The 21,999-nt window shown below is 72.2% G+C and carries 24 protein-coding genes and 1 riboswitch; of the genes, 12 read left to right on the forward strand and 12 right to left on the reverse strand.

Annotated features, from left to right (window positions below; translation table 11 throughout):
• Positions 1–657 carry a hypothetical protein gene (locus ACIQ6R_RS19135; protein ID WP_404222554.1) on the forward strand — a complete coding sequence of 219 codons (657 nt, stop codon included), beginning with the start codon at positions 1–3 and terminating at the stop codon, positions 655–657.
• Between the two features lie 4 nt (positions 658–661).
• Here ACIQ6R_RS19135 and ACIQ6R_RS19140 read toward each other — a convergent pair whose 3' ends face one another.
• From ACIQ6R_RS19140 to ACIQ6R_RS19150, 3 genes are all read right to left on the reverse strand, one after another.
• On the reverse strand, positions 662–1,351 hold the full coding sequence (locus tag ACIQ6R_RS19140; protein ID WP_404222556.1) for a copper homeostasis protein CutC: 690 nt from the start codon (positions 1,349–1,351) through the stop codon (positions 662–664).
• 96 nt (positions 1,352–1,447) lie between these two features.
• Positions 1,448–2,131: a maleylpyruvate isomerase family mycothiol-dependent enzyme gene (locus ACIQ6R_RS19145; RefSeq protein ID WP_404222557.1), complete on the reverse strand. Its 684-nt coding sequence runs from the start codon at positions 2,129–2,131 to the stop codon at positions 1,448–1,450.
• A 9-nt stretch (positions 2,132–2,140) separates the two neighbouring features.
• Positions 2,141–2,800 (reverse strand): TetR/AcrR family transcriptional regulator, encoded by a 660-nt coding sequence (locus tag ACIQ6R_RS19150; RefSeq protein WP_404222558.1) that lies wholly within the window; start codon positions 2,798–2,800, stop codon positions 2,141–2,143.
• A gap of 99 nt (positions 2,801–2,899) precedes the next feature.
• On the opposite strand from ACIQ6R_RS19150, the gene ACIQ6R_RS19155 reads away from it, so the two are divergent.
• Positions 2,900–3,580: a hypothetical protein gene (locus ACIQ6R_RS19155; RefSeq protein WP_404222559.1), complete on the forward strand. Its 681-nt coding sequence runs from the start codon at positions 2,900–2,902 to the stop codon at positions 3,578–3,580.
• A 10-nt stretch (positions 3,581–3,590) separates the two neighbouring features.
• Positions 3,591–4,667 (forward strand): GNAT family N-acetyltransferase, encoded by a 1,077-nt coding sequence (locus tag ACIQ6R_RS19160; RefSeq protein ID WP_404222560.1) that lies wholly within the window; start codon positions 3,591–3,593, stop codon positions 4,665–4,667.
• On the opposite strand, the gene ACIQ6R_RS19165 is transcribed toward ACIQ6R_RS19160, so the two are convergent.
• Both ACIQ6R_RS19165 and ACIQ6R_RS19170 read right to left on the reverse strand, forming a co-directional pair.
• Positions 4,640–4,927 (reverse strand): DUF4031 domain-containing protein, encoded by a 288-nt coding sequence (locus ACIQ6R_RS19165; RefSeq protein WP_404222561.1) that lies wholly within the window; start codon positions 4,925–4,927, stop codon positions 4,640–4,642. The genes ACIQ6R_RS19160 and ACIQ6R_RS19165 overlap by 28 nt on opposite strands.
• Positions 4,928–4,940: 13 nt before the next feature.
• Positions 4,941–5,321: a hypothetical protein gene (locus tag ACIQ6R_RS19170; RefSeq protein WP_310872716.1), complete on the reverse strand. Its 381-nt coding sequence runs from the start codon at positions 5,319–5,321 to the stop codon at positions 4,941–4,943.
• A gap of 55 nt (positions 5,322–5,376) precedes the next feature.
• Between ACIQ6R_RS19170 and ACIQ6R_RS19175 the strand changes: the two genes are divergently transcribed.
• The 5 genes from ACIQ6R_RS19175 (at position 5,377) to ACIQ6R_RS19195 (ending at position 10,108) form a co-directional block, all read left to right on the forward strand.
• Entirely contained in the window at positions 5,377–6,354 is a 978-nt protein-coding gene (locus ACIQ6R_RS19175) for a MurR/RpiR family transcriptional regulator (RefSeq protein WP_404222562.1), read from the forward strand.
• A 105-nt stretch (positions 6,355–6,459) separates the two neighbouring features.
• The gene (gene murQ, locus ACIQ6R_RS19180; protein ID WP_404222563.1) at positions 6,460–7,395 is read left to right on the forward strand and encodes an N-acetylmuramic acid 6-phosphate etherase; all 936 of its coding nucleotides are present in this window, start codon (positions 6,460–6,462) and stop codon (positions 7,393–7,395) included.
• 15 nt (positions 7,396–7,410) lie between these two features.
• Positions 7,411–8,937: a PTS transporter subunit EIIC gene (locus ACIQ6R_RS19185; protein ID WP_404222564.1), complete on the forward strand. Its 1,527-nt coding sequence runs from the start codon at positions 7,411–7,413 to the stop codon at positions 8,935–8,937.
• Positions 8,885–9,457: a hypothetical protein gene (locus ACIQ6R_RS19190; RefSeq protein ID WP_404222565.1), complete on the forward strand. Its 573-nt coding sequence runs from the start codon at positions 8,885–8,887 to the stop codon at positions 9,455–9,457. The genes ACIQ6R_RS19185 and ACIQ6R_RS19190 overlap by 53 nt, the downstream gene beginning before the upstream one ends.
• A 72-nt stretch (positions 9,458–9,529) precedes the next feature.
• Positions 9,530–10,108, forward strand: a complete 579-nt coding sequence (locus ACIQ6R_RS19195) for a TetR/AcrR family transcriptional regulator (RefSeq protein ID WP_404222566.1) — start codon at positions 9,530–9,532, stop codon at positions 10,106–10,108.
• On the opposite strand, the gene ACIQ6R_RS19200 is transcribed toward ACIQ6R_RS19195, so the two are convergent.
• Positions 10,105–10,494, reverse strand: a complete 390-nt coding sequence (locus ACIQ6R_RS19200) for a hypothetical protein (RefSeq protein WP_404222567.1) — start codon at positions 10,492–10,494, stop codon at positions 10,105–10,107. The genes ACIQ6R_RS19195 and ACIQ6R_RS19200 overlap by 4 nt on opposite strands.
• 118 nt (positions 10,495–10,612) lie before the next feature.
• Here ACIQ6R_RS19200 and ACIQ6R_RS19205 point away from each other — a divergent pair, with 118 nt between their 5' ends.
• Positions 10,613–11,452 carry a helix-turn-helix domain-containing protein gene (locus ACIQ6R_RS19205; protein ID WP_404222568.1) on the forward strand — a complete coding sequence of 280 codons (840 nt, stop codon included), beginning with the start codon at positions 10,613–10,615 and terminating at the stop codon, positions 11,450–11,452.
• Positions 11,436–11,645, forward strand: a complete 210-nt coding sequence (locus tag ACIQ6R_RS19210) for a DUF397 domain-containing protein (RefSeq protein ID WP_404222569.1) — start codon at positions 11,436–11,438, stop codon at positions 11,643–11,645. The genes ACIQ6R_RS19205 and ACIQ6R_RS19210 overlap by 17 nt, the downstream gene beginning before the upstream one ends.
• A gap of 342 nt (positions 11,646–11,987) precedes the next feature.
• Here the strand turns inward: ACIQ6R_RS19210 and ACIQ6R_RS19215 are convergent, their stop codons facing one another.
• From ACIQ6R_RS19215 to thrC, 6 genes are all read right to left on the reverse strand, one after another.
• Complete coding sequence (locus ACIQ6R_RS19215) at positions 11,988–13,505, reverse strand: carboxylesterase/lipase family protein (protein ID WP_404222570.1); 1,518 nt, start codon at positions 13,503–13,505, stop codon at positions 11,988–11,990.
• 97 nt (positions 13,506–13,602) lie between these two features.
• A complete protein-coding gene (locus ACIQ6R_RS19220) occupies positions 13,603–14,733 on the reverse strand; it encodes an NADH:flavin oxidoreductase (RefSeq protein ID WP_404222571.1) in 1,131 nt (376 codons plus the stop codon).
• Positions 14,734–14,968: 235 nt separating this feature from the next.
• Entirely contained in the window at positions 14,969–16,594 is a 1,626-nt protein-coding gene (gene groL / locus ACIQ6R_RS19225) for a chaperonin GroEL (RefSeq protein WP_310872702.1), read from the reverse strand.
• Positions 16,595–16,886: 292 nt separating this feature from the next.
• Positions 16,887–17,090, reverse strand: a complete 204-nt coding sequence (locus ACIQ6R_RS19230; RefSeq protein WP_004929928.1) for a cold-shock protein — start codon at positions 17,088–17,090, stop codon at positions 16,887–16,889.
• Between the two features lie 438 nt (positions 17,091–17,528).
• Entirely contained in the window at positions 17,529–17,804 is a 276-nt protein-coding gene (locus ACIQ6R_RS19235; RefSeq protein WP_404176163.1) for a MoaD/ThiS family protein, read from the reverse strand.
• The gene (thrC, locus tag ACIQ6R_RS19240) at positions 17,801–19,111 is read right to left on the reverse strand and encodes a threonine synthase (RefSeq protein WP_404176166.1); all 1,311 of its coding nucleotides are present in this window, start codon (positions 19,109–19,111) and stop codon (positions 17,801–17,803) included. Before thrC ends, ACIQ6R_RS19235 begins: the two co-directional genes overlap by 4 nt.
• 18 nt (positions 19,112–19,129) lie before the next feature.
• Positions 19,130–19,277, reverse strand: a riboswitch (SAM riboswitch).
• A 134-nt stretch (positions 19,278–19,411) separates the two neighbouring features.
• Here thrC and ACIQ6R_RS19245 point away from each other — a divergent pair.
• Both ACIQ6R_RS19245 and ACIQ6R_RS19250 read left to right on the forward strand, forming a co-directional pair.
• Positions 19,412–20,356 carry a glucosyl-3-phosphoglycerate synthase gene (locus tag ACIQ6R_RS19245; RefSeq protein ID WP_404222572.1) on the forward strand — a complete coding sequence of 315 codons (945 nt, stop codon included), beginning with the start codon at positions 19,412–19,414 and terminating at the stop codon, positions 20,354–20,356.
• A gap of 64 nt (positions 20,357–20,420) precedes the next feature.
• Entirely contained in the window at positions 20,421–21,824 is a 1,404-nt protein-coding gene (locus ACIQ6R_RS19250) for a trehalose-6-phosphate synthase (RefSeq protein WP_404222574.1), read from the forward strand.
• Positions 21,825–21,999: the final 175 nt, after the last annotated feature.

Here is a 21,999-nt window from a genome sequence, read left to right on the forward strand (position 1 = left end):
GTGGCGACCCCGCCGAGCGACCCGGGCTCCCGGCATGTCGTCATGCACGGGAACGCCCACGACGCGGCGACGGTCTACCAGGCCGTCAACATGTACATCTACGAACCGGGGTCGGCTGCTCAGGGGGCCGCCCGCCCCGGCACGGACGCCACCGAGCGGCTCGCGGAACGCGTCATCGCCCTCGCCGAGCAGACGAGGATCCGAGCGTCCTTCTGCATCACGCCCTACCTGCACCGGCCGCTGATCGAGCACTACGTCGCCCAGCACACCATGGAGGACGACGAGAAGATCCTGGTGACCTTCGGGAGCGACCCGAAGACGGGCAAGGTGAGGCCCGATCCGTACCCGGACGCCCTGCGGGGCCCCACGTACCTGCTCGTCACCACGTACGGGATCCGCTGGGTCAGCACCCGGGAGTGCGGCTTCCTGCGCTACTCGGACAGCGACGCGTGGTGTGTCGGCGAATACAGCCGCCGACTCCCCTACCCGGGCAGCAAGGGCGGCTACTGGCCGAAGCACCACGGCGTCCGCTTCACCTTCGACGACGGCAGCGTCTGGCTCACCGGCCGCAGCCACTGGTGGCGCAAGGCCCGGGACGTCGGTCTGCTGGCCCACTTCCTGACCCTGGTACGGGACATCGGCAGTGAAGGGTCCTAGCCGCTCACTCCCCCAGCACCCGCCGCCACTCCCCCACCGCCGCCGCCGAAACCGGCCCGTCCCACCCGGAGGGCCGCGCCGCCCCGCCGATGTGGAAGCCGTCGATCCCCGCGTCCAGCAGCCCGGGTACGTGGTCCAGCCGCAGGCCGCCGCCGACCAGCAGCTGCTGCTCGTACCCGGGCTCGCCCCGCCGTCGCGCCTCGGCGAGCAGCAGCGGCAGCCCGTCGTCCACCCCGTCGGCCGACCCCGCCGTCAGATACGTGTCCAGGCCCGGGAAGTCCGCGAGCTGCTTGCGCAGGGCGTCCCGGTTCGAGGCGCGGTCGATCGCGCGGTGGAACGTCCACCGGCACCCGTCCAGCACCCCGGCGACCCGCTCCACCGCGCCCAGGTCCACGTCACCGTCCGCGTCGAGGAACCCGAGCACGAACTGCGTGGCCCCGGCCTCCCGCATCTCCGCGGCGACCCGCGTCAGCCGCTCGACGTCCCCGGCGGCGAACCCGTCCGCGAGCCGCAGCATCACCCGTACGTCGATGTCGACGGCGGCGCGGATCGCGGCGACGGTCTCGGCCGACGGGGTGAGTCCGTCGGCCGCCATGTCGGTGACCAGTTCGAGGCGATCCGCGCCTCCGGCCTGGGCGGCGACCGCGTCCTCGACGTCGAGGGCGATCACCTCCAGGACTGCACGCTTGCTCATGGGACCCCATTCGTCGGCCTGCTACAGGTCTAGTCCAATCCAAGACTACGCCCCGATGGCAGGCCAGGGGTCCCCCTCGCCCTCGGTCGGGCGCCCTCAGCCGCCGAAGAGGTTCAGCTCCTCCGCCTTCACCCCGGCCAGCTCGTACCCGGCCGCGTCGTCCACGGATCGGCCCGCGTACAGCCGTACGAGGGTGGCGGCGTCCCCGATGAACCGCCCCGGCGGCCGCTCACCGCTCACCTCGCCCAGCTTCAGCGGCTCGTCCACGTCGTCGAGGTCGGCGTGCAGCGGCACGTGACCGCGGTCGCGGGTGAGCGTGCCGAGCAGCGCGAGCGCGTCCGGCAGGCCGGGCCCGGCGTACGCACCCGGCTCGCCGAGGGCCACCCGCACATCACCCGCGTGGACCCATTCGCCCAGCGCGATCGCGTCCAGGGCACCGCCCGCGCGGCCGATCACCGGGCCGGCCTCGGTCATGCCGCGTTCCAGTTCGTCGAGGACTTGGGCGTTGGTCCAGTCGGCGCGGTCGGCGATGTCGCGGTCGTTGGAGGCGGGGGAGAACACCCCGTCCTCGAAGCGGTTCTCCACGACCCGGATCAGCGCGCTGGAGCAGTGCGCCAGCACGTCCCGCACGGTCCAGCCCGGACACGCGGCCACCGGCAGCGCGAAGTCCGCGTCCGCACGGGAGCGCAACAGGGGCACCAGTTCGTCGCGTTCGAGGATCAGCAGCCGGCCGGGCAGCTCGGGGTCACGTACGTCGTACACGTCTGCGGGAGTCGTCATGGCTCCACGTTAGGACCCGAGCAGGTCCTCCAGTTCGGCGGCGAAGAGAAGGGCGGGGTCGAATCCCATGCCGGTGAACTGACCGGCGAGTTCCAAGGAGAGGACGCCGTGCAGCCGGGACCAGAAGGACAGGGCCCGGTGGAGCGCGGCGGAGGGCGCCGGGTGGTCGCCCGCCCACCGCCGGTGGGTCTCCAGATGCGCGTCGAACGCACCGGCGGCGCCGTCCGGCGCCGGTGCGGACGGCAGCGCGGCACAGGCGTCGACGATGACCGCCATGGTCTCGGCGGCGATCTCGGTGATGTCACCGGGCGCCCGGTAGCCGGGGACGGGGGTGCCGAAGACGAGGAAGTAGCGCTGCGGGTCGTCCAGGGCCCAGGCGCGCAGGGCGTGCGCGAGGCCGGCCAGGTCGGCCCCGGCCTCGGCGGCCGCCCGGAAGGTGTCGGCCTGGCTGCGGTAGGCGTCCCGGACGAGTTCCGTGATCAGCTCGTCGCGGCCGTCGAAGTAGCGGTAGAGCGCGGGTCCGCTCATGCCCATCCGCTTGGCGATCGCGTTGAGCGACAGCGCGGACGCGCCCGCCGTGGCGATCTGCTCCCAGGCGTGTTCCTTGATCTCCGCACGCACCTGGGAGCGGTAGCGCTCGCGCGGGGTGCTGGTGCGCGCCTCCGGCATGTCCGCCCGCCGCCTTTCGCCCTTCGCCCAGCCCGCCCGCCGGGAACGCCGACACTTCAGTTAGAAGCTATCACGAACGTTATCTGGAAGAATGTACCCATGGCCGACCCAGACGCCCTGCGCTCTCGCTTCGCCCGCGCCCTGGCGGGAACCACCGCACCCGGTGCCGCGTCCGCCGGGGCCCCCGGTCCCGACCCCGCGCCCTACGCCGACAACCTGCTGGCCCGCTGGCAGGAGCCCCAGCGGCGCTACCACACGCTCACCCACCTGGCGGCGGTCCTGGACCACATCGACGTACTGGAGGCGTACGCCGACGACGCCGACGCCGTACGCCTCGCCGCCTGGTTCCACGACGCCGTCTACCTCCCCGACCGCTCCGAGAACGAGGAGCGCTCGGCCCGCCTCGCCGAGCGCGCCCTGCCCGAGGCCGGTGTTCCGGCGGAGAAGACCGCCGAGGTGGCCCGGCTGGTCCGCCTCACCGTCGGCCACGACCCGGCCGGCGACGACCGGAACGGGCAGGTGCTGTGCGACGCGGACCTGGCGGTCCTCGCCTCGCCGCCGTCGGCGTACGCCGCGTACACGGCGGCCGTCCGCGAGGAGTACCACTTCGTGCCGAACGACGCCTTCCGCGAGGGCAGGGCCGCGGTGCTCCGCCGACTCCTCGACCTGCCCCGGCTGTTCCACACCCCGCACGGGCGCCGCGAGTGGGAGGCGACCGCCCGCTACAACCTCACCGGTGAGCTGGAAATGCTGTCGCTCGGGGACAGCCCGGCCCCGTAGCCTGCCCGGCATGCGGAGCATGGGTGGGGAACAGGTGGAAGAGGCCGTCGCGGGCGCCGTCGCGCTGCTGCGGACGGCGACGGACCGGGACTGGGAGGCGGCACCGGCCGGGCAGCTGGAGTGGAGCTGCCGAAACACGGCGGAGCACATCGCGAGCGACCTCATCGCCTACGCGGGCCAGCTCGCCGGACGCGCCACCGAGGCCTACGTCCCCTTCGAGATCACCCTCGACGACGGCACGGACAACGAGGGCGTCCTGCACGTCATCGAGACGACCGGCGCGCTGCTCGCCGCCACCCTCCGCACCACCCCGCGGGAGATCCGCGCCTTCCACCCGTACCCCTTCCGCAGCGCGAACCGCGAGGGCTTCGCCGCCATGGGCGTCACCGAGGTCCTCGCGCACACGCAGGACATCGCCGAGGGACTCGGGCTGGCCTACGAGCCGCCCGCCGAACTGTGCGCGGACGTCCTCGCCCGGATCTTCCCGCACGTCCGGCCCGGCGCCGACCCCTGGCGCACCCTGCTGTGGGCCACCGGCCGCGGCGAACTGCCCGGGCGCGCCCCGGTGACCGAGTGGCGCTGGCGCAACAACCTGGTGATCGAGGCCGAGCGCCTCACCCTCCAGGGCGTCACGCCCGCCGCCGCCACCGACCTGGCCGCGGGCGGCGACGGGGGCTTCGAGTGGGTCGAGGGCGGCCCGTTCCAGGGCACGCGGGACGCCGCCGGAATGCTGCTGAAGGCGTACGAGGCGGGGGTGCACCGGCCGGAGTGGGGCGTGTTCGCACTCGTGCGCCGCGAGGACGGCCGCGCGGTCGGCGGCATGGGCTTCCACGGAGCGCCGGACGAGGACGGCCGGGTGGAGATCGGCTACGACCTCGCCGAGGCCGCCCGCGGCCACGGCTACGCCACCGAGGGCCTGCGGGCACTGTCCGCGTGGGCGCTGGCCCGCGAGGAGGTGACGTCGGTGTTCGCGACGACCGAGCACGCCAACCTCGCCTCCCAGGCCGTGATCGTCCGCGCCGGTTTCACCCGGGTCGCCGGGGACGAGGAGCAGCTCGCCTACGAGCTGCGGGGCCCGCGCGGCTGAGTCCCGCTCTTTCTGCGTCGCAGCCCCGCCCCGTGCAGCAGCCGCACCACCTCGCGGCTGCTGACCTCCCGCGCGCCGGCGGACACGGCGTCGGCATACCGCTGGGCGGGGACGTCGTAGTGGTCGCGTTCGAAGGCGCGGCGCGGCACGCCCAGCGTCGCGGCGAACGAGTGCAGTTCGGCGTAGGAGACGTCGCTGACGAGGTGCGACCACATGCGGCCGTGGCCCGGCCAGGTCGGCGGGTCGATGTAGACGGTCACCGGGTCGTCCTCATCACGTCCGCGGGCCGCCGATGGCCGAGCCCAGTGAGCCGACCGCCGCGACCTTGACGCCCGCCTTGCCGCACACCCAGTGCGGGTCGGGGCCGAGTTCGGGCTCCACGTCCAGCGCGTGCGGGTCACCGGAGCCGCACACCGGGCACAGCGGCCAGCGGCCGTACCGCTCCAGCAGGGCGTCCTGCACGTCCTGCGCGACCAGCCCGGCCACGAACTCCACGCCCTCGGGCCACTGCTCGACCCACCAGCGCCGCTGCACGACGGACTCCTCGACCAGCGACACGACGTCCGGCTCGGCGACCTGGCCCGCCACCAGGTCGGCGAGCACGAGGGCGCGCGCGGCGTGCAGCGCCTGCTCCAGGGGGCTGATGGGGTCCATGCACCCATTGTGCGCACTCTTGACCCGCGGACCGAAACGAAAATATCTTTCATGAGTGACCGATGAAGTGAAGGAAACTTTCGGCCGCGCGGGCGGCGGCAGTGCGACCGGTAGCACCGGTGGCCGCCGGGGCGCCGGAAGCGGCGGCGCGCCGCCCGCGCCCGCCGCCCTCGCGGCCAAGGTGCGCACGCTGGCGCCGTCGATGACCCGTTCCATGCAGCGGGTCGCCGAGGCCGTCGCGGGCGACCCGGCCGGCTGCGCGGCCCTCACGGTTACCGGCCTCGCCGAGCTGACCGGCACCAGCGAGGCGACCGTCGTGCGCACCGCCCGGCTGCTCGGCTACCCCGGCTACCGCGACCTGCGCCTCGCGCTCGCCGGACTCGCCGCCCAGCAGCAGTCCGGCCGCGCGCCCGCCATCACGACCGACATCGCGGTCGACGACCCGATCGCCGACGTCGTCGCCAAGCTCGCCTACGACGAGCAGCAGACCCTCGCCGACACCGCCGCCGCCCTGGACACCGTCCAGCTCGGTGCGGCCGTCGCCGCACTCGCCGCCGCCCGCCGCACCGACGTGTACGGCATCGGCGCGTCCGGGCTGGTCGCGCAGGACCTCACCCAGAAGCTCCTGCGCATAGGGCTCATAGCCCACGCCCCCAGCGATCCGCACCTCGCCGTCACCAACGCGGTGCAGCTGCGCGCCGGGGACGTCGCCCTCGCCATCACGCACTCCGGTTCGACGGGGGACGTCATCGAACCGCTGCGGGTCGCCTTCGAACGCGGCGCGACGACCGTCGCCGTCACCGGCCGCCCCGACAGCCCCGTCACGCAGTACGCCGACCACGTGCTGACCACGTCCACGTCGCGGGAGAGCGAGCTGCGGCCGGCGGCGATGTCGTCGCGGACCAGTCAGCTGCTGGTGGTGGACTGTCTGTTCGTGGGGGTGGCGCAGCGGACGTACGAGTCGGCGGCGCCGGCTCTGGCGGCGTCTTACGAGGCATTGGCTCATCGGCATGGAGTGCGCGGGAGACCGTAGGGGTTGAGCTTTGTGGGTGGCTGCGGGCCGCGGTGTGGCTGGTCGCGCAGTCCCCGCGCCCCTAGGTATGTACAGCCACCGGAAGTTGAAAAGGGCCGCATCCTCATGACTGCAACCCCCCATCACCCTGACCTCCGTTCTCAGCTGGAGAGCCTCACCACCGAGGCATTCCGCCCTGACCTGGCCGAGATCGACCAGATGCCCACCCTCGACATCGCGCGCGTCATGAACGGCGAGGACACCGCCGTGCCCGTCGCCGTCGCCGAGCGGCTGCCCGAGATCGCCGCCGCCGTCGACGCGATCGCCGCCCGGATGGCGCGCGGCGGACGGCTGGTCTACGCGGGCGCCGGTACGGCCGGCCGCCTAGGCGTGCTGGACGCCTCCGAGTGCCCGCCCACCTTCAACACCGCACCCGGACAGGTCGTCGGCCTCATCGCGGGCGGCCCGGACGCCATGGTCGCCTCCGTCGAGGGCGCCGAGGACTCCGCCGAGCTGGCCCGCGCCGACCTGGACGCCCTCGGCCTGACCGCGGACGACGCGGTGGTCGGCGTCTCCGCCTCCGGCCGCACGCCGTACGCCGTCGGCGCCGTCGAGCACGCCCGCGCGCGGGGGGCCCTGACCGTCGGGCTGGCGTGCAACCGGGGCAGTGCCCTGGCCGCCGCCGCCGAGCACGGCATCGAGGTCGTCACCGGGCCCGAGCTGATCACCGGCTCCACCCGCCTGAAGGCCGGTACGGCCCAGAAGCTGGTCCTGAACATGCTGTCGACGATCACGATGATCCGCCTGGGCAAGACCTACGGGAACCTCATGGTGGACGTCCGCGCCTCCAACGAGAAGCTGCGCGCCCGCTCGCGCCGCATCGTCGCGCTCGCCACCGGTGCCGCCGACGACGAGATCGAGCGCGCCCTGACCGCCACCGACGGCGAGGTCAAGCACGCGATCCTGACCCTGCTGGCCGATGTGGACGGCCCGACGGCCGCCCGCCTTCTGGAGGACTCCGGCGGCCACCTGCGCGCCGCGCTGGCGGCGGCGAAGGGCTGACCGCACGCTCGGGGGGTGCACAAGGACACCCCCCACGCCACGGCCGCCGCGCTGCTCCCCCTGGTCGGCGGCGCCGCGAACGTCATCTCCGTCGCCCACTGCATGACCCGTCTGCGCCTGGGCCTGGCCGACCGCACCCGGGTGGACGACGAGGCGCTGCGGGCGCTGCCCGGCGTGCTCGGGGTGGTGGAGGACGGCGACTCGTACCAGGTGGTGCTGGGCCCCGGGGTGGTCGGCCGGGTGACGGAGGCGTTCGAGGCGCTGCTGACGGCCGGCGGGGGCGGCGCTGCGGACGCTCCCGCCGGCGCTGCGGACGACCCCCTCGGCACGGCGGACGCTCCCGTCGGCACGGCGGACGCCCTCGCCCTGCGCGGCGCGGAACTGAGGGCACGGCAGAAGCAGCGCAACGCGACCCCGCTCAAGTCGTCCCTGCGCCGCGTCGCGAACATCTTCGTCCCGCTCATCCCCGCCCTGATCGGCTGCGGAATCGTCGCGGGCATCGCGGGACTGCTGACGAACCTGCGCTGGCTCCCCGGCATCACGCCCGCCCTGGCCGCCCTCTCCTCCGCCTTCATGGCGCTGATCGCGGTGTTCGTCGGCCACAACACGGCGAAGGAGTTCGGCGGCACGCCCGTGCTGGGCGGCGCGGTCGCCGCCGTCGTCGTCTACCCCGGAGTGGCGAAGGTGACCGCGTTCGGCGCCGCCCTCGCCCCCGGCCAGGGCGGCGTCCTGGGCGCACTGGCCGCCGCGCTGCTCGGCACGTACGTCGAGAAGTGGTGCCGCGCCCGCCTCCCCGGCACCCTGGACGTCCTGCTCACCCCGACCCTGACGGTCCTGGTCTCCGGCCTGGTCACCCTCTACGTCCTCATGTACGCGGCCGGCGAGGTCGCCACCGCCATCGGCACGGCGGCCGACTGGCTCCTGACGACGACGGGCGCCCTGGCCGGCCTGGTCCTCGGCGGCCTCTTCCTCCCCCTGGTGATGCTGGGCCTCCACCAGGCCCTCATCCCCATCCACACCACCCTCATCGAGCAACAGGGCCACACCGTTCTGCTCCCCATCCTGGCCATGGCGGGCGCGGGCCAGGTCGGCGCGGCGGCGGCGGTCTACGTCCGCCTGCGCCACGACACGTCCCTCCGTACGACGATCAGGTCCGCGCTCCCGGCCGGCCTGCTCGGCGTCGGCGAGCCCCTGATCTACGGCGTCTCCCTCCCCCTCGGCCGCCCCTTCCTCACCGCCTGCGTGGGCGGGGCGGCGGGCGGCGCCTTCGTGGGCATGTTCGCGATGCTCGGCACCGGCGTGGGGGCGACGGCCATCGGCCCGTCGGGCTGGGCGCTGTTCCCGCTCCTCGCGGGCGGCGGAGGCTGGGCGGTGACGGCGGGGGTGTACGGCGGCGGGCTGCTCACCGGGTACGTGGTCGGCTTCGCGGCGACCTACTTCTTCGGCTTGGGCGACGGCGCCGAGCGGGCCGTGTGCGACTCTGGGGAGCATGAACCACGCCCAGCTGACCGCCCTGGGCCGCGCCCTGCGTCTCCTCGGTGAGCACGGCGAGGCCCTGACCGCCGACACGCCGGACGCCAAGCTGCACGAGGTCCGCGCGGACCTCAAGCGCGCGATGGACCAGCTGGAGGAGAGCGTCTCGACGACGGCCCCCAGCACCCGCTGCCCCGAGCACCCGAACGGCCCGGTCGACAAGGCCGCCCCCGACCTCTGCCTCCTGTGCGAGACCCGCCGCCGCTCCGCCCGCCGCGCCGAGTACAACGGCGGCCCGCTCCCGGCCCGGCCCGCCACCGAGCCGGTCCAGTCCCGCTACGGCGTCCGGGGCGAGCGGCCGCAGCCCCAGCAGCGCTGGCTGCCCGAGCTGTGGAACGGGCAGGCGTGGCAGCTGTGCGGCACCCCGCGCCGCGACCGCCGCGAGGCGGAGCTGTACATCGCGGCCCAACTGCGCGCGCCCCGCGCCGCCATGGCCTACCGGCTGGTCCAGGAGTTCACCGACTACGAGGTGCTGCGGGTGTGGGGCACCCCGGTCCGGGTGGACATCGAGCCGATGGGCGGGATCTGAGGCCTCCGCACACCGAACTCGTAGTACTCTGCCTGGAGTGGTCTGAGCGTACTACACGTGGAGTGTCACCCCATGGTGAGAAGGAACGACGAGCGTCGCGCCGCCCTCGTCGACGCGGCGATCGAGGTACTGGCCAGGGAGGGCGCCCGGGGCCTGACCTTCCGGGCGGTGGACACGGAGGCCGCCGTCCCGGGCGGCACCGCGTCCAACTACTTCGCCAACCGCGACGACCTGCTCACCCAGGCCGGCGCCCGCGTCTACGAGCGGCTCCACCCCGACGAGGCCACGATCGCCCGCCAGCGCACGGCCGGCCGCGACCGGGACACCTACGTCACCCTGATGCGCGAACTGGTCGACCGCATCGCCTCGTTCCGCACCGGCTACCTCGCCCTGCTGGAACTCCGCCTGGAGGCCACCCGCCGCCCCGGCCTGCGCGCCGTCCTCACCGAGCGTATCCGCGCCGACGTCGCCGCCAACGTCTCCTACCACGAGGCGTCCGGCCTCCCGGGCGACGCCATGGCCGTCAAGCTGCTCTACCTCGCCCTCAACTGGCTGATCGTCGAACAGCTGACCCTGCCGGACGTCTTCACCCCGGAGGAGCGGGACGCGCTGGTGGCGGCGGCGGTCGAACGCATCGTCGCGCCGGACTAGGGCCGCACGCTCTCGTGGTTGGTCCGGCGCAGCCGGGCCCGCATCAGCTGCTCGGGCCGCGCGGCCGCCAGCGAGGCCTGCGGGCAGTCCCACTCCCGGCCACCGGCGACCGGGCGCAGTCGCACGCTGCCGCCGACGTGCCCCATCACCTCCCCCACACGCCCGTCCCGCGCGTCCACGGCATGCGCGCCCACCGGCGGCCGCTCACCCCGCACCACCGACGCCAGGCGCTCGGCGACCCGCACGTTGCAACGCCCCAACTCGACCAACGCGAACGGCTCCTCGCTCGCGCCGGTCACCGGATCGACGCACAGGGACGGCAGCACGATGCCGACGTCCACGAGGGCCTGCCGCAGGGACTCGACGACTTCTTCGGTCGACCGCACGTTCTCCCACCTCCACGCTGAGTTCGTGATTCACGACACAGCGTGTCCGGCGCGGCTCTAACCTGGCCATACAGGGCGCCCCAACAACCCTCGTTGTACGACCGGGAGTTCCGTTGCCATGCCTGGACCGAAAGACCTCGACCCCGCCTCGTCCCCCCGCGCCCTGCTGGGCGCCGAGCTACGGCACGCCCGCGAGAAGGCCGGGCTGAGCCAGGAGGAACTGGGCGGGCGGCTGTTCGTCAGCGGCTCGTTCATCGGCCAGCTGGAGTCCGGTACGCGCAGGATGCAGCCGGAGTACGCACGCCTGCTGGACGAGGCCCTCGGGACGGAGGACTTCTTCCAGCGCAACTGCGCGGCTTCGGCGAAGTCGAAGTATCCCGAGCACTTCGCCGAGGCGGCGGAGGCGGAGGCGACCGCCACGGAGATCAGGGAGTACGCACCCCTGCTGATCCCCGGCCTGCTGCAAACGCCCGCGTACACCAGGGCGGTTTGCCGTGCCTACCAACCCACGGCGCCGAGCGAGGTGATCGAGGAGCTGGTGACGGCCCGGATGGAACGGACCCGCCTCCTCGACGATCCAACAGAGCCTCTGTTGTGGGTCGTACTGGACGAGGCCGCGCTGCGTCGGATGACCGGGGGCCGTGAGGTGATGGCCGAGGCACTCGGCCACATCGTCGGCCTGATCAGCAGGAACCGGATCATCATGCAGGTGCTGCCGTTCGAGGCGGGAGCGCATGCCTCACTGGAAGGCGCCATCAAACTGATGGACTTCGAGGACGCGCCACCGCTGGTGTACTTCGAGGGTGTCGGCACCGGGCGGCTGGAGGACGAGCCCGCTGTCGTGCGCTACCAGCGGCACACGTACGACCTCCTCTCAGCCTGTTCCCTGTCCCCGAAGAACTCCCTGGCCATGGTCGAGGCGATGGCGCAGGATTACGGCCATGAGGACCATCCCTGAGCACCACCTGGACTGGCGCAAGTCCAGCTACAGCGGGGGCAGCGGCGGCAACTGCCTGGAGGTAGCCGTCGGCCGCACGGTTGTCGTCCCCGTCCGCGACAGCAAGAACCCCCACGGCCCGAACCTCCTCTTCCGGGCTGACGCCTGGGCGGCCTTCGTCAGCGACCTCAAGGCAGCCCCGGCCAGCAAGTGACCGTTGCTACGGAGGCCCCCACCCCCCTCTCCAAAACCGAGGACACTTCGGGCCCAAGTGTCCTCGATCTCGGAGACCACCCGCCGAAGGCCGCCGAGACGGCCCGGCGTGCATGTGAGGCGCGAGCGCGCTCCCGCACGCCGGGGCACTGGGCAGCCCACGTACGGGACCGACGTACCCGGGCCACCACTTTCCCCGGGCCGCCCGCTCGCTTCTCACCCGTGCTGGAGCGACCCGAGTCAAGGGTCGGCCGCAGGCCGATCGGCGCAGCCGACGCGCAGCGCCCTTTACTCGGGTCGCGGAAGCACGACACTGGCAAAGAAGCGGGCGGCCCCTACGGCCTCACCCCAGCAGAGGCAGCGCAGCGAACTCGTACCCCTCCCACAACCGCCGCGACGCCTCCTCCGGGTACGGCGTCACGACCGGCTCCGCGTCCAGGACCTGGACCAGGCGCCGTTCCGTGTCGTACGCGGGCCAGCCGGGGTCGCCGGTGCGGGCGAAGGACGTCCAGGACGAGCGGAAGCGGGACGACAGGGCCAGCGCCTCCGCCGAGGGCGCCGCGCCCTCGAACAGGAGCAGGCCGAGGTCGGCCTGGAAGGTGCCGAAGAGAAGGGGCACGTCCAGGGCGTGGCACGCGCCGAGGGCGCCGCCGCTGCCCGGCGCGGACCAGGTCAGCTCGTAGACGTGGGACCGGCCGCCGCCCGAGAGGTGCGCCTCGGCCAGGTGCAGGGACGGCATGGCGAACAGCCAGTCGGTCTGGACGCGTTCGTACAGGTCGTTCGCGGAAGCATCGGGGTACGCGGCGCGGTAGGCCGCCTCGCCGCCCGGCGCGTACAGCCGCAGCGCCTTGCTCGCGCGCTCGTCGCCGATCTGGCCGAGCTTGCCCGCCATGGCGGTGAACAGGCGGTTCTCGTCCCGGTTGTGGCCGACTATCAGGTCGACGTCCCGGGACGCGCCGGACGCCAGCGCCTGCCACGGCGTGACCGGCAGGACGTCGCCGTCGACGACCGGCGAGTACGGGGTGACCGTGGGCGCGGCCTGTCCCCAGCGGTCCACGTACTGGGGCATCCGGGGCGCGAGGGTCTGGCCCGCCTTGACCAGTTCGGCCGGGTCCACGGCCGCCAGGTCGGCGACGGTGGGGCGCAGGCCCAGCTCGGCGGCGAGGACGGTGCCGACGTCCCGGGCGAGAGCGTCGGAGAAGAAGGTGCCCGGCACGCTCTGGGCGATGGCCCGGTGGAAGAGTCCGGCCGCGCGGGGCATGGCGAGCAGGGAGGCGACGGAACCGGCGCCCGCCGACTCGCCGAAGACCGTGACCAGGTCCGGGTCGCCGCCGAACGCCGCGATGTTGTCCCGCACCCACTCCAGCGCTGCCACCTGGTCGAGCAGGCCCCGGTTGGCGGGGGCGCCCTCGATGTGGGCGAAGCCCTCCATGCCGACGCGGTAGTTGAGGGTGACGACGACGAGGTCGCCGTCCTCGGCGATGCGGCGGGCGTCGTAACCGGGACTGCCGGAGTGGCCAAGCTTGTAGGCGCCGCCGTAGATCCACACCATCACCGGGCGGCGGGCCGCTGGGTCGGGCACGGGGGTCCAGATGTTGACCGTCAGCCAGTCGTCGCCCTCGGGGAGGGCGCCGGGCGGGCCCGCGACCCCCATGTCCTGCGGGGGCGGCGGGCCGAAGGCGTACGCCTCACGTATACCGGCCCAGGGGCGGACGGGACGGGGGGCGGCGAACCGGGCCTCGCCCACGGGCGGTTCGGCGAACGGGATGCCGCGGAAGACGGTCAGGCCGTCCTCCGCCCGCCCGCGCACCGAACCGGCGGCGGTGCGCACCACGGGGTCCGGGACCTCGGGATTCGTCATGGATCACTCCCTCACTGGACGCCGCGGAACGTACGTACGGCAGTAGTTGGTGATCCCACGGACTTTACGCCGCGGTGCGCGTGGGGACCGGGCCGGGTCAGCTCAGGGTCTTCAGCGAGGCCGCGTCGTACGGGGCGAGCGCGTCGAAGTTCCCGGCGAGGACCTTCTCGGCCCACCGCGGGTCCTGGAGCAGCGCGCGGCCGACGGCGACGAGGTCGAACTCGTCGCGCTCCATGCGGTCGAGGAGGTTGTCGAGGCTGCCGATCGGGGCGCCCTGGCCCTGGAAGGCCTTGGTGAAGTCGCCGTCGAGGCCGACCGAGCCGACGGTGATGGCGGTCTTGCCGGTGAGCTTCTTGGTCCAGCCGGCGAGGTTGAGGTCGGAGCCGTCGAACTCGGGGCGCCAGTAGCGGCGGGTGGAGGCGTGGAAGGCGTCGACGCCGGCCGAGGCGAGCGGGGCGAGGATCGCCTCCAGCTCCTCGGGGGTCTCGGCGAGACGGGCGCCGTAGACGTCCTGCTTCCACTGGGAGTAGCGGAAGATGACCGGGAATTCGGGCGACACCCTCTCCCGTACGGCGACCACGATCTCGGCGGCGAAGCGGGTGCGGGAGACGGGGTCGCCGCCGTAGGCGTCGGTGCGGCGGTTGGTGCCCGCCCACAGGAACTGGTCGAGGAGGTAGCCGTGGGCGCCGTGCAGCTCCACGCCGTCGAAGCCGATGCGCTCGGCGTCGGCGGCGGCCTCGGCGAAGGCGCCGATGACGTCGTCCAGGTCGCGCTGGGTCATCGCCTTGCCGGTGACCTGGTCCTCGCCGATGCGCAGGCCGGAGGGGCCGACTGCGGGGGCGTCCGCGAAGGGGGGCTCGCCCTGCTTGCGGACCATGCCGATGTGCCACAGCTGCGGCACGATCGTGCCGCCCGCCGCGTGCACCGCCTCGGCCACCTTCGCCCAGCCGGCCAGCTGCTCCTCGCCGTGGAAGCGCGGGACGCTGTCGCTCTGCCCGGCCGAGTCGTGGCCGACGTACGTGCCCTCGGTGACGATCAGGCCGACACCGGCGGCGGCGCGGCGGGAGTAGTACGAGACCACGTCCTCGCCGGGGACGCCGCCCGGCGAGAACATCCGGGTCATCGGCGCCATCGCGATGCGGTTCGGCACGGTCAGGCCGTTGAGGGTGGCCGGGCGGGCGAGGATCCGGGCGGCGCGCGAGGCGGCGTCGGGGGCGGTGACGGTCACGTGTGGGCTCCTGGGGGGGGTACCGGTTGGTATGTGCGTATGCATGAAACGTGCCTCCACGACAACGGACGCACCCCTCGTGGCCATTCCGCCCGCGGCCCCCGACCCGGCGTGATCCACGGCACACCGCGGGTGCGCCGGTGGGCCGGACGCGGGAAACGCCCGAGGGCGGCACCCCCTGCCGTAACAGGGGGTGCCGCCCTCGGTGTGAAGGACGGTGATCGACCGGGGTCGATCAGAAGTCCATGTCACCGCCCGGCATGCCGCCCGGAGCGCCGCCCGCGGCGGCCTTCTCCGGCTTGTCGGCGATGACGGCCTCGGTGGTGAGGAACAGCGCGGCGATGGAGGCGGCGTTCTGCAGGGCAGAGCGGGTCACCTTCGCCGGGTCGATGATGCCTTCGGCGATCATGTCGACGTACTCACCGGTCGCGGCGTTCAGGCCGTGGCCGACGGTCAGGTTGCGGACCTTCTCCACGACGACGCCGCCCTCGAGACCACCGTTGACGGCGATCTGCTTCAGCGGGGCCTCCAGGGCGAGCTTCACGGCGTTGGCGCCGGTCGCCTCGTCACCCGACAGCTCCAGCTTCTCGAAGACCTGGGAGGCCTGGAGCAGGGCCACGCCACCACCGGCGACGATGCCCTCCTCGACGGCCGCCTTCGCGTTGCGAACGGCGTCCTCGATGCGGTGCTTGCGCTCCTTGAGCTCGACCTCGGTGGCGGCACCGGCCTTGATGACGGCCACGCCGCCGGCCAGCTTCGCCAGGCGCTCCTGGAGCTTCTCGCGGTCGTAGTCCGAGTCGCTGTTCTCGATCTCGGCGCGGATCTGGTTGACCCGGCCCTGGACCTGGTCGGCCGAGCCGGCGCCGTCCACGATCGTGGTCTCGTCCTTGGTGATGACGACCTTGCGCGCGCTGCCCAGGAGGTCGAGCGTGGCGTTCTCCAGCTTGAGGCCGACCTCCTCGGAGATGACCTCACCACCCGTGAGGATGCCGATGTCCTGGAGCATCGCCTTGCGGCGGTCGCCGAAGCCCGGGGCCTTGACGGCGACGGACTTGAAGGTGCCGCGGATCTTGTTGACGACCAGGGTCGACAGGGCCTCGCCCTCGACGTCCTCGGCGATGATCAGCAGCGGCTTGCCCGACTGCATGACCTTCTCCAGGAGCGGCAGCAGGTCCTTGACGTTGCCGATCTTGGAGTTGGCGATCAGGATGTACGGGTCGTCGAGCGACGCCTCCATACGCTCCATGTCGGTGGCGAAGTACGCCGAGATGTAGCCCTTGTCGAAGCGCATACCCTCGGTGAGCTCCAGCTCCAGACCGAAGGTCTGGGACTCCTCGACGGTGATGACGCCTTCCTTGCCGACCTTGTCCATGGCCTCGGCGATGAGCTCGCCGATCTGGGTGTCGGCGGCGGAGATGGAGGCCGTGGAGGCGATCTGCTCCTTGGTCTCGACGTCCTTCGCCTGCTCCAGCAGGGCGGCGGAGACGGCCTCGACGGCCTTCTCGATACCGCGCTTCAGGGCCATCGGGTTGGCACCGGCGGCGACGTTGCGCAGGCCTTCCTTGACCAGGGCCTGGGCGAGAACGGTCGCGGTGGTCGTACCGTCACCGGCGACGTCGTCCGTCTTCTTGGCGACTTCCTTGACCAGCTCGGCGCCGATCTTCTCGTACGGGTCCTCGAGCTCGATCTCCTTGGCGATGGAGACACCATCGTTGGTGATCGTGGGGGCGCCCCACTTCTTCTCGAGGACGACGTTGCGGCCCTTGGGGCCGAGCGTCACCTTGACGGCGTCCGCGAGCTGGTTCATGCCGCGCTCGAGGCCGCGCCGCGCCTCCTCGTCGAACGCGATGATCTTGGCCATGTGAAGTGGTCCCTCCAGGACTGGGGGTGATTCCTTCGGACCGCGCCCGCGCCCGCGACGGACGGCTCGCCGGCCTGGCGGTTCCTTCCCCACCCGGCCTGCGGGCCTCACCGACCCGGTCCTTCGTTGTCACTCTCACCTTCAGAGTGCTAACGCAATGATTAGCACTCGCCCCTGCCGAGTGCAAGCGCCTCTCGGGGATCGGCACGGGTTCCGGGCAGACCGAAGGGCCCGCACCCCATGGGGTGCGGGCCCTTCGGAGAAGACCGCTGACTTGCCGTGGTCGCGCGTCTCAGGCGCTGAGGCGAACCATGTCGGCCTGCGGGCCCTTCTGACCCTGCGAGATCTCGAACTCGACCCGCTGGCCTTCTTCGAGGGTGCGGTAGCCGTCCATCTGAATCGCGCTGTAGTGGACGAAAACATCCGCACCACCGTCGACCGCGATGAAGCCGTACCCCTTCTCCGCGTTGAACCACTTGACGGTGCCCTGAGCCATGCCTAACTCCCCTATTACTGGCCCTTGCACAGATCCGCACTTCGCGGACCCGGGTCAGACCTCACCCCCCACGACTGGGGGCGTGCGCCGGAACGCGTCGACCGCGGCTGAATGTATCTGCCCAACTGCCGTCTGCAACAGGTCAATCGGACGAGAAATCTGGACGAACCCGGTCCGGAATGTGGCGCGAATTCGCCTGAATTCGGGTCAAGTCGGGGCACACAAAGGGCACAAAAGCCGCGAAACACACCCACACTTTGGCTACATCTCGTCGGGCGGGCGGCAGGAATTCAGGGTTTCCGATCTTTCGATCGGGAGCGCGTTCCCCAACTCTACCGCGCTCAATCACATGGAATTGCCCCCTCCGCTTCTCTTACGGAGGGGGCAATTCGATGAACTGAGCGTTACCGTGATTACCAGAGGTAATCGAGGGCCGGGTCAGCCGCCGGCGACCGCCGGGATGATGGAGACGCCGACGCCGTCCGGGGTCGCGGTCTCCAGGCCCTGCTCGAAGCGGACGTCGTCGTCGTTGACGTAGACGTTGACGAAGCGACGCAGCTTGCCCTGGTCGTCCAGGACACGGGCGGCGATCCCGGTGTGGTTCTTCTCCAGGTCGGCGATGACCTCACCGAGGTTCGCGCCGTCGGCGGCGACCTCGGCCTTGCCGCCGGTGTAGGTGCGCAGGATGGTCGGGATGCGAACGGTCACGCTCATGCGAGGCCAGCCTCTCGGAAGGAGTCCAGGTTCGGGCGGATGGTGGCGGTGAGGCCGGTGCCGGCCACCGCGTCGAGGGTCTTCAGACCGTCGCCGGTGTTGAGGACGACGGTGGTGAGGGACGGGTCCAGGAGGCCGGCCTCGATCAGCTTCTTCGTGACGCCGACCGTCACGCCGCCCGCCGTCTCCGCGAAGATGCCCTCCGTGCGGGCCAGCAGCTTGATCGCGTCCACGACCTGCTCGTCGTTCACGTCCTCCACGGCGCCACCGGTGCGGCGCGCGATGTCGAGGACGTAGGGGCCGTCGGCCGGGTTGCCGATCGCCAGGGACTTGGCGATGGTGTCCGGCTTCTGGGGGCGTACGACGTCGTGGCCGGCCTTGTACGCGGTGGACACCGGCGAGCAGCCCTCGGCCTGGGCGCCGAAGATCTTGTACGGCTTGTCCTCGACCAGACCGAGCTTGATCAGCTCCTGCAGACCCTTGTCGATCTTCGTGAGCTGGGAGCCGGAGGCGATCGGGACGACGAGCTGGTCGGGCAGCCGCCAGCCGAGCTGCTCGCAGATCTCGTACGCGAGGGTCTTGGAGCCCTCCGCGTAGTACGGCCGCAGGTTGACGTTGACGAAGCCCCAGCCCTCGCCGGCCGGGTCGCCGATCAGCTCGGAGCAGAAGCGGTTCACGTCGTCGTAGTTGCCCTGGATGCCGACCAGCTCACCGCCGTAGACGGCGGCCATGACGACCTTGCCCTGCTCCAGGTCGTGCGGGATGAACACGCAGGAGCGGAAGCCGGCGCGGGCGGCGGCGGCGCCGACGGCACCCGCGAGGTTGCCGGTGGAGGAGCAGGACAGGGTGGTGAAGCCGAAGGCGCGGGCGGCCTCGATGGCCTGCGCGACGACACGGTCCTTGAAGGAGTGCGTCGGGTTGCCGGAGTCGTCCTTGACGTACAGACCGCCGGTGACGCCCAGCTCGCGGGCCAGGTTGTCGGCCTTGACCAGCTTGGTCCAGCCCGGGTTGATGTTCGGCTTGTCCGCCACGTCGGCGGGGACGGGCAGCAGCGGGGCGTAACGCCAGATGTTCGCGGGGCCCGCTTCGATCCGCTCGCGGAGTTCCTCGGTGTCGTACGCCGAGAAGTCGTAGGCGATCTCCAGCGGGCCGAAACACTCCTCGCAGGCGAAGACCGGGCCGAGGGGCACGCGGTGGCCGCACTCGCGGCAGGTGAGCGCCGAGGCGGGACCGAGGTCGACCGGGGAGGCGGCGGAGGGGGTGGAAGCGGTGGTGTCGGTGGTGCTTTCGACAGTCTGCACAGCCATGTGAGGCGAGGCCCTTTCTCCTCATCTTCCTCACGACGCATCTCGCCGTGAGACGGATTTGGCACCTTCCCTAGCCGGGAGCCTCGCCACGTCCGCGTGACAAGAACCGACTGGAGGGTTGCCGGGGCTTCAACGGGCCGTATCCCTCTGCCCCTCTGGATGAGCGGTCTTCAGTTGTCGTTCGCGCGGCGACCCCGGCATGCGATGGTCACCCGCGTTGTTCAAGACTGTAACCGACGTCCATCACTGTTGAGATAGTCGTCCGAACCGCGAGATGGATCACAGAGGGAGCCGGAGACCGTGCTGGAAGAAGTCGAGCGCTGGCTGAGCGCACGCTCCTGGTCCGTGGCGGACCGGCCGATCCAGCAGCTCATGGCCGCCAAGCACGCGGGCGGGCAGTCGGTCAGCGTGGTGCTCCCCGCCCTCGACGAGGAGGCGACCGTCGGCGGCATCGTCTCGGTGATCCGGCGGGAACTGATGGAGCGGGTGCCGCTCGTGGACGAGCTGGTGGTCGTGGACTCCGGGTCCAGGGACCGGACGTCGGCGGTGGCCGCGGCGGCGGGCGCCCGGGTCGTGCACCGCGACGCGATCCTGCCCCGCGTCCCGGCCGTGCCGGGCAAGGGCGAGGTGCTGTGGCGCTCACTGCTGGTCACCGGCGGCGACATCGTCTGCTTCGTCGACGCGGACCTGCGCGAGTTCTCGGCCGACTTCGTGTCCGGGATCGTCGGCCCGCTGCTCACCGAGCCGGACGTGCACCTCGTGAAGGCCATGTACGACCGGCCCCTCGGCACCGCCCCCGGCCAGGGCGGCCGGGTCACGGAACTCATGGCCCGTCCGCTGCTCAACATGCACTGGCCGCGGCTGGCCGGTTTCGTCCAGCCGCTCGGCGGCGAGTACGCGGCCCGCCGCTCCCTCCTCGAACAGCTCCCCTTCCCCGTCGGCTACGGAGTCGAGCTGGGCATGCTGGTCGACGCCCTGCACCTGGTGGGCCTGGACGCCCTCGCCCAGGTCGACGTCGGCGTCCGCAGGCACCGGCACCAGGACGGCCAGGCGCTGGGCCGCATGTCCGCCGCGATCTACCGCACCGCCCAGCTCCGGCTGGCCCGCGGCCACCTGGTCCGGCCGTCCCTCATCCAGTTCGAGCGGGGCGCCGACGGTTTCGAGCCGCGCACGTACTCCGTGGACACCGAGGAACGGCCCCCGATGACGGAGATCCCGGAGTACGCGACCCGAAAGGCGGCGTGAGAGTCAGCCGGCCACACCGTCCGAGCACGTTTGAGGGTTTCGGGGCCGGGCTAGGTTGAGGCGTATGGCTTCAAGCTTCGGTGCTGCTCAGGTGGTGGTCGCCTCCAACAGGGGGCCGGTCTCGTACGAGGTGCGCAAGGACGGTTCGCTGCACGCCAAACGCGGCGGTGGCGGGCTGGTCTCCGGACTGTCGGCCATCGGGCCGGACGCGGGGGCGCTGTGGGTGTGCTCCGCGTTGAGCGACGGCGACCGCGAGGCGGTACGGCGCGGGGTCGGCGAGGACGGCGTACGGATGCTGGACGTACCGGCCGACGTGCACGCGGACGCGTACAACGGCATCGCCAACTCCGTGCTGTGGTTCGTGCACCACATGCTCTACCAGACGCCGCTGGAGCCGGTCTTCGACGCGGAGTTCCGGCGGCAGTGGGCCTCCTACGAGGCCTACAACCGGGCCTTCGCCGAGGCGCTGGCCGAGGAGGCGGCCGAGGGCGCGGTCGCGATCGTGCAGGACTACCACCTGACGCTGGTGCCCGGGATGCTGCGCGAGCTGCGGCCGGACCTCAGGATCGGGCACTTCTCGCACACGCCGTGGGCCCCGGTCGACTACTTCCGGCTGCTGCCGGACGACATCGCCGAGCAGGTGCTGCGCGGCATGCTCGGCGCCGACCGGCTCGGGTTCCTCACCCGTCGGTGGGCGGACGCGTTCACCGCGTGCTGCGACGCCGTGGTGGGTGGGGTCGGCGGCACGGAGATCGGCGTGCACGGGCTCGGGGCGGACGCGGACTTCCTGCGACAGCGGTCGCACGAGGCCGACGTGGACGAGCGGATGGCGGCGCTGCGGGCGGAGATCGGGGCGGCCCCTGACGGGAGCGCGCGCCGGACGATCGTGCGGGTGGACCGGACCGAGCTGTCGAAGAACATCGTGCGAGGGCTGCTGGCCTACCGGGAGCTGCTGGCCGGGCGGCCCGAGTGGCGCGAGCGGGTCGTGCACGTCGCCTTCGCCTACCCCTCCCGGCAGGACCTCGCCGTGTACCGGGACTACACGGCCGAGGTGCAGCGGGTGGCCGAGTCGATCAACGACGAGTTCGGGACGGCCGGGTGGACGCCGGTCGTGCTGCATGTGAAGGACGACTTCGCGCGGTCGCTGGCGGCGTACCGGCTGGCGGACGTGGCGCTGGTCAACCCCGTCCGGGACGGGATGAACCTCGTCGCCAAGGAGGTGCCGGTCGTCTCCGACGAGGGGTGCGTGCTGGTGCTGTCCCGGGAGGCGGGGGCGTACGAGGAGCTGGGCGAGGACGCGGTGGTGGTGAATCCGTACGACGTGTCGGGGACGGCGGAGGCGTTGCACGAGGCGTTGTCGGTCGGTGCCGGGGAGCGGGCGGAGCGGTCGAAGAGGTTGGCGGCGGCGGGGACGGCGCTGCCTCCGGCGCGGTGGTTCCTCGATCAGTTGAGGGCGTTGCGGGGCTGAAGGGGCTGAGGGGGCGTCGCGGGGCCGAGGGGGCGTCGCGCTGCCCGGCGTGGCGGGGCGCCTCCCCCAGAGGGGGTGCCCCCAGAGGGGGTGCCCCCAGAGGGGGTGCCCCCAGAGGGGGTGCCCCCAGAGGGGGTGCCCCCAGAGGGGGTGCCCCCAGAGGGGGTGCCCCCAC

Origin of the sequence: Streptomyces sp. NPDC096048, assembly GCF_044763415.1 — a bacterium.
Lineage (GTDB): Bacteria > Actinomycetota > Actinomycetes > Streptomycetales > Streptomycetaceae > Streptomyces.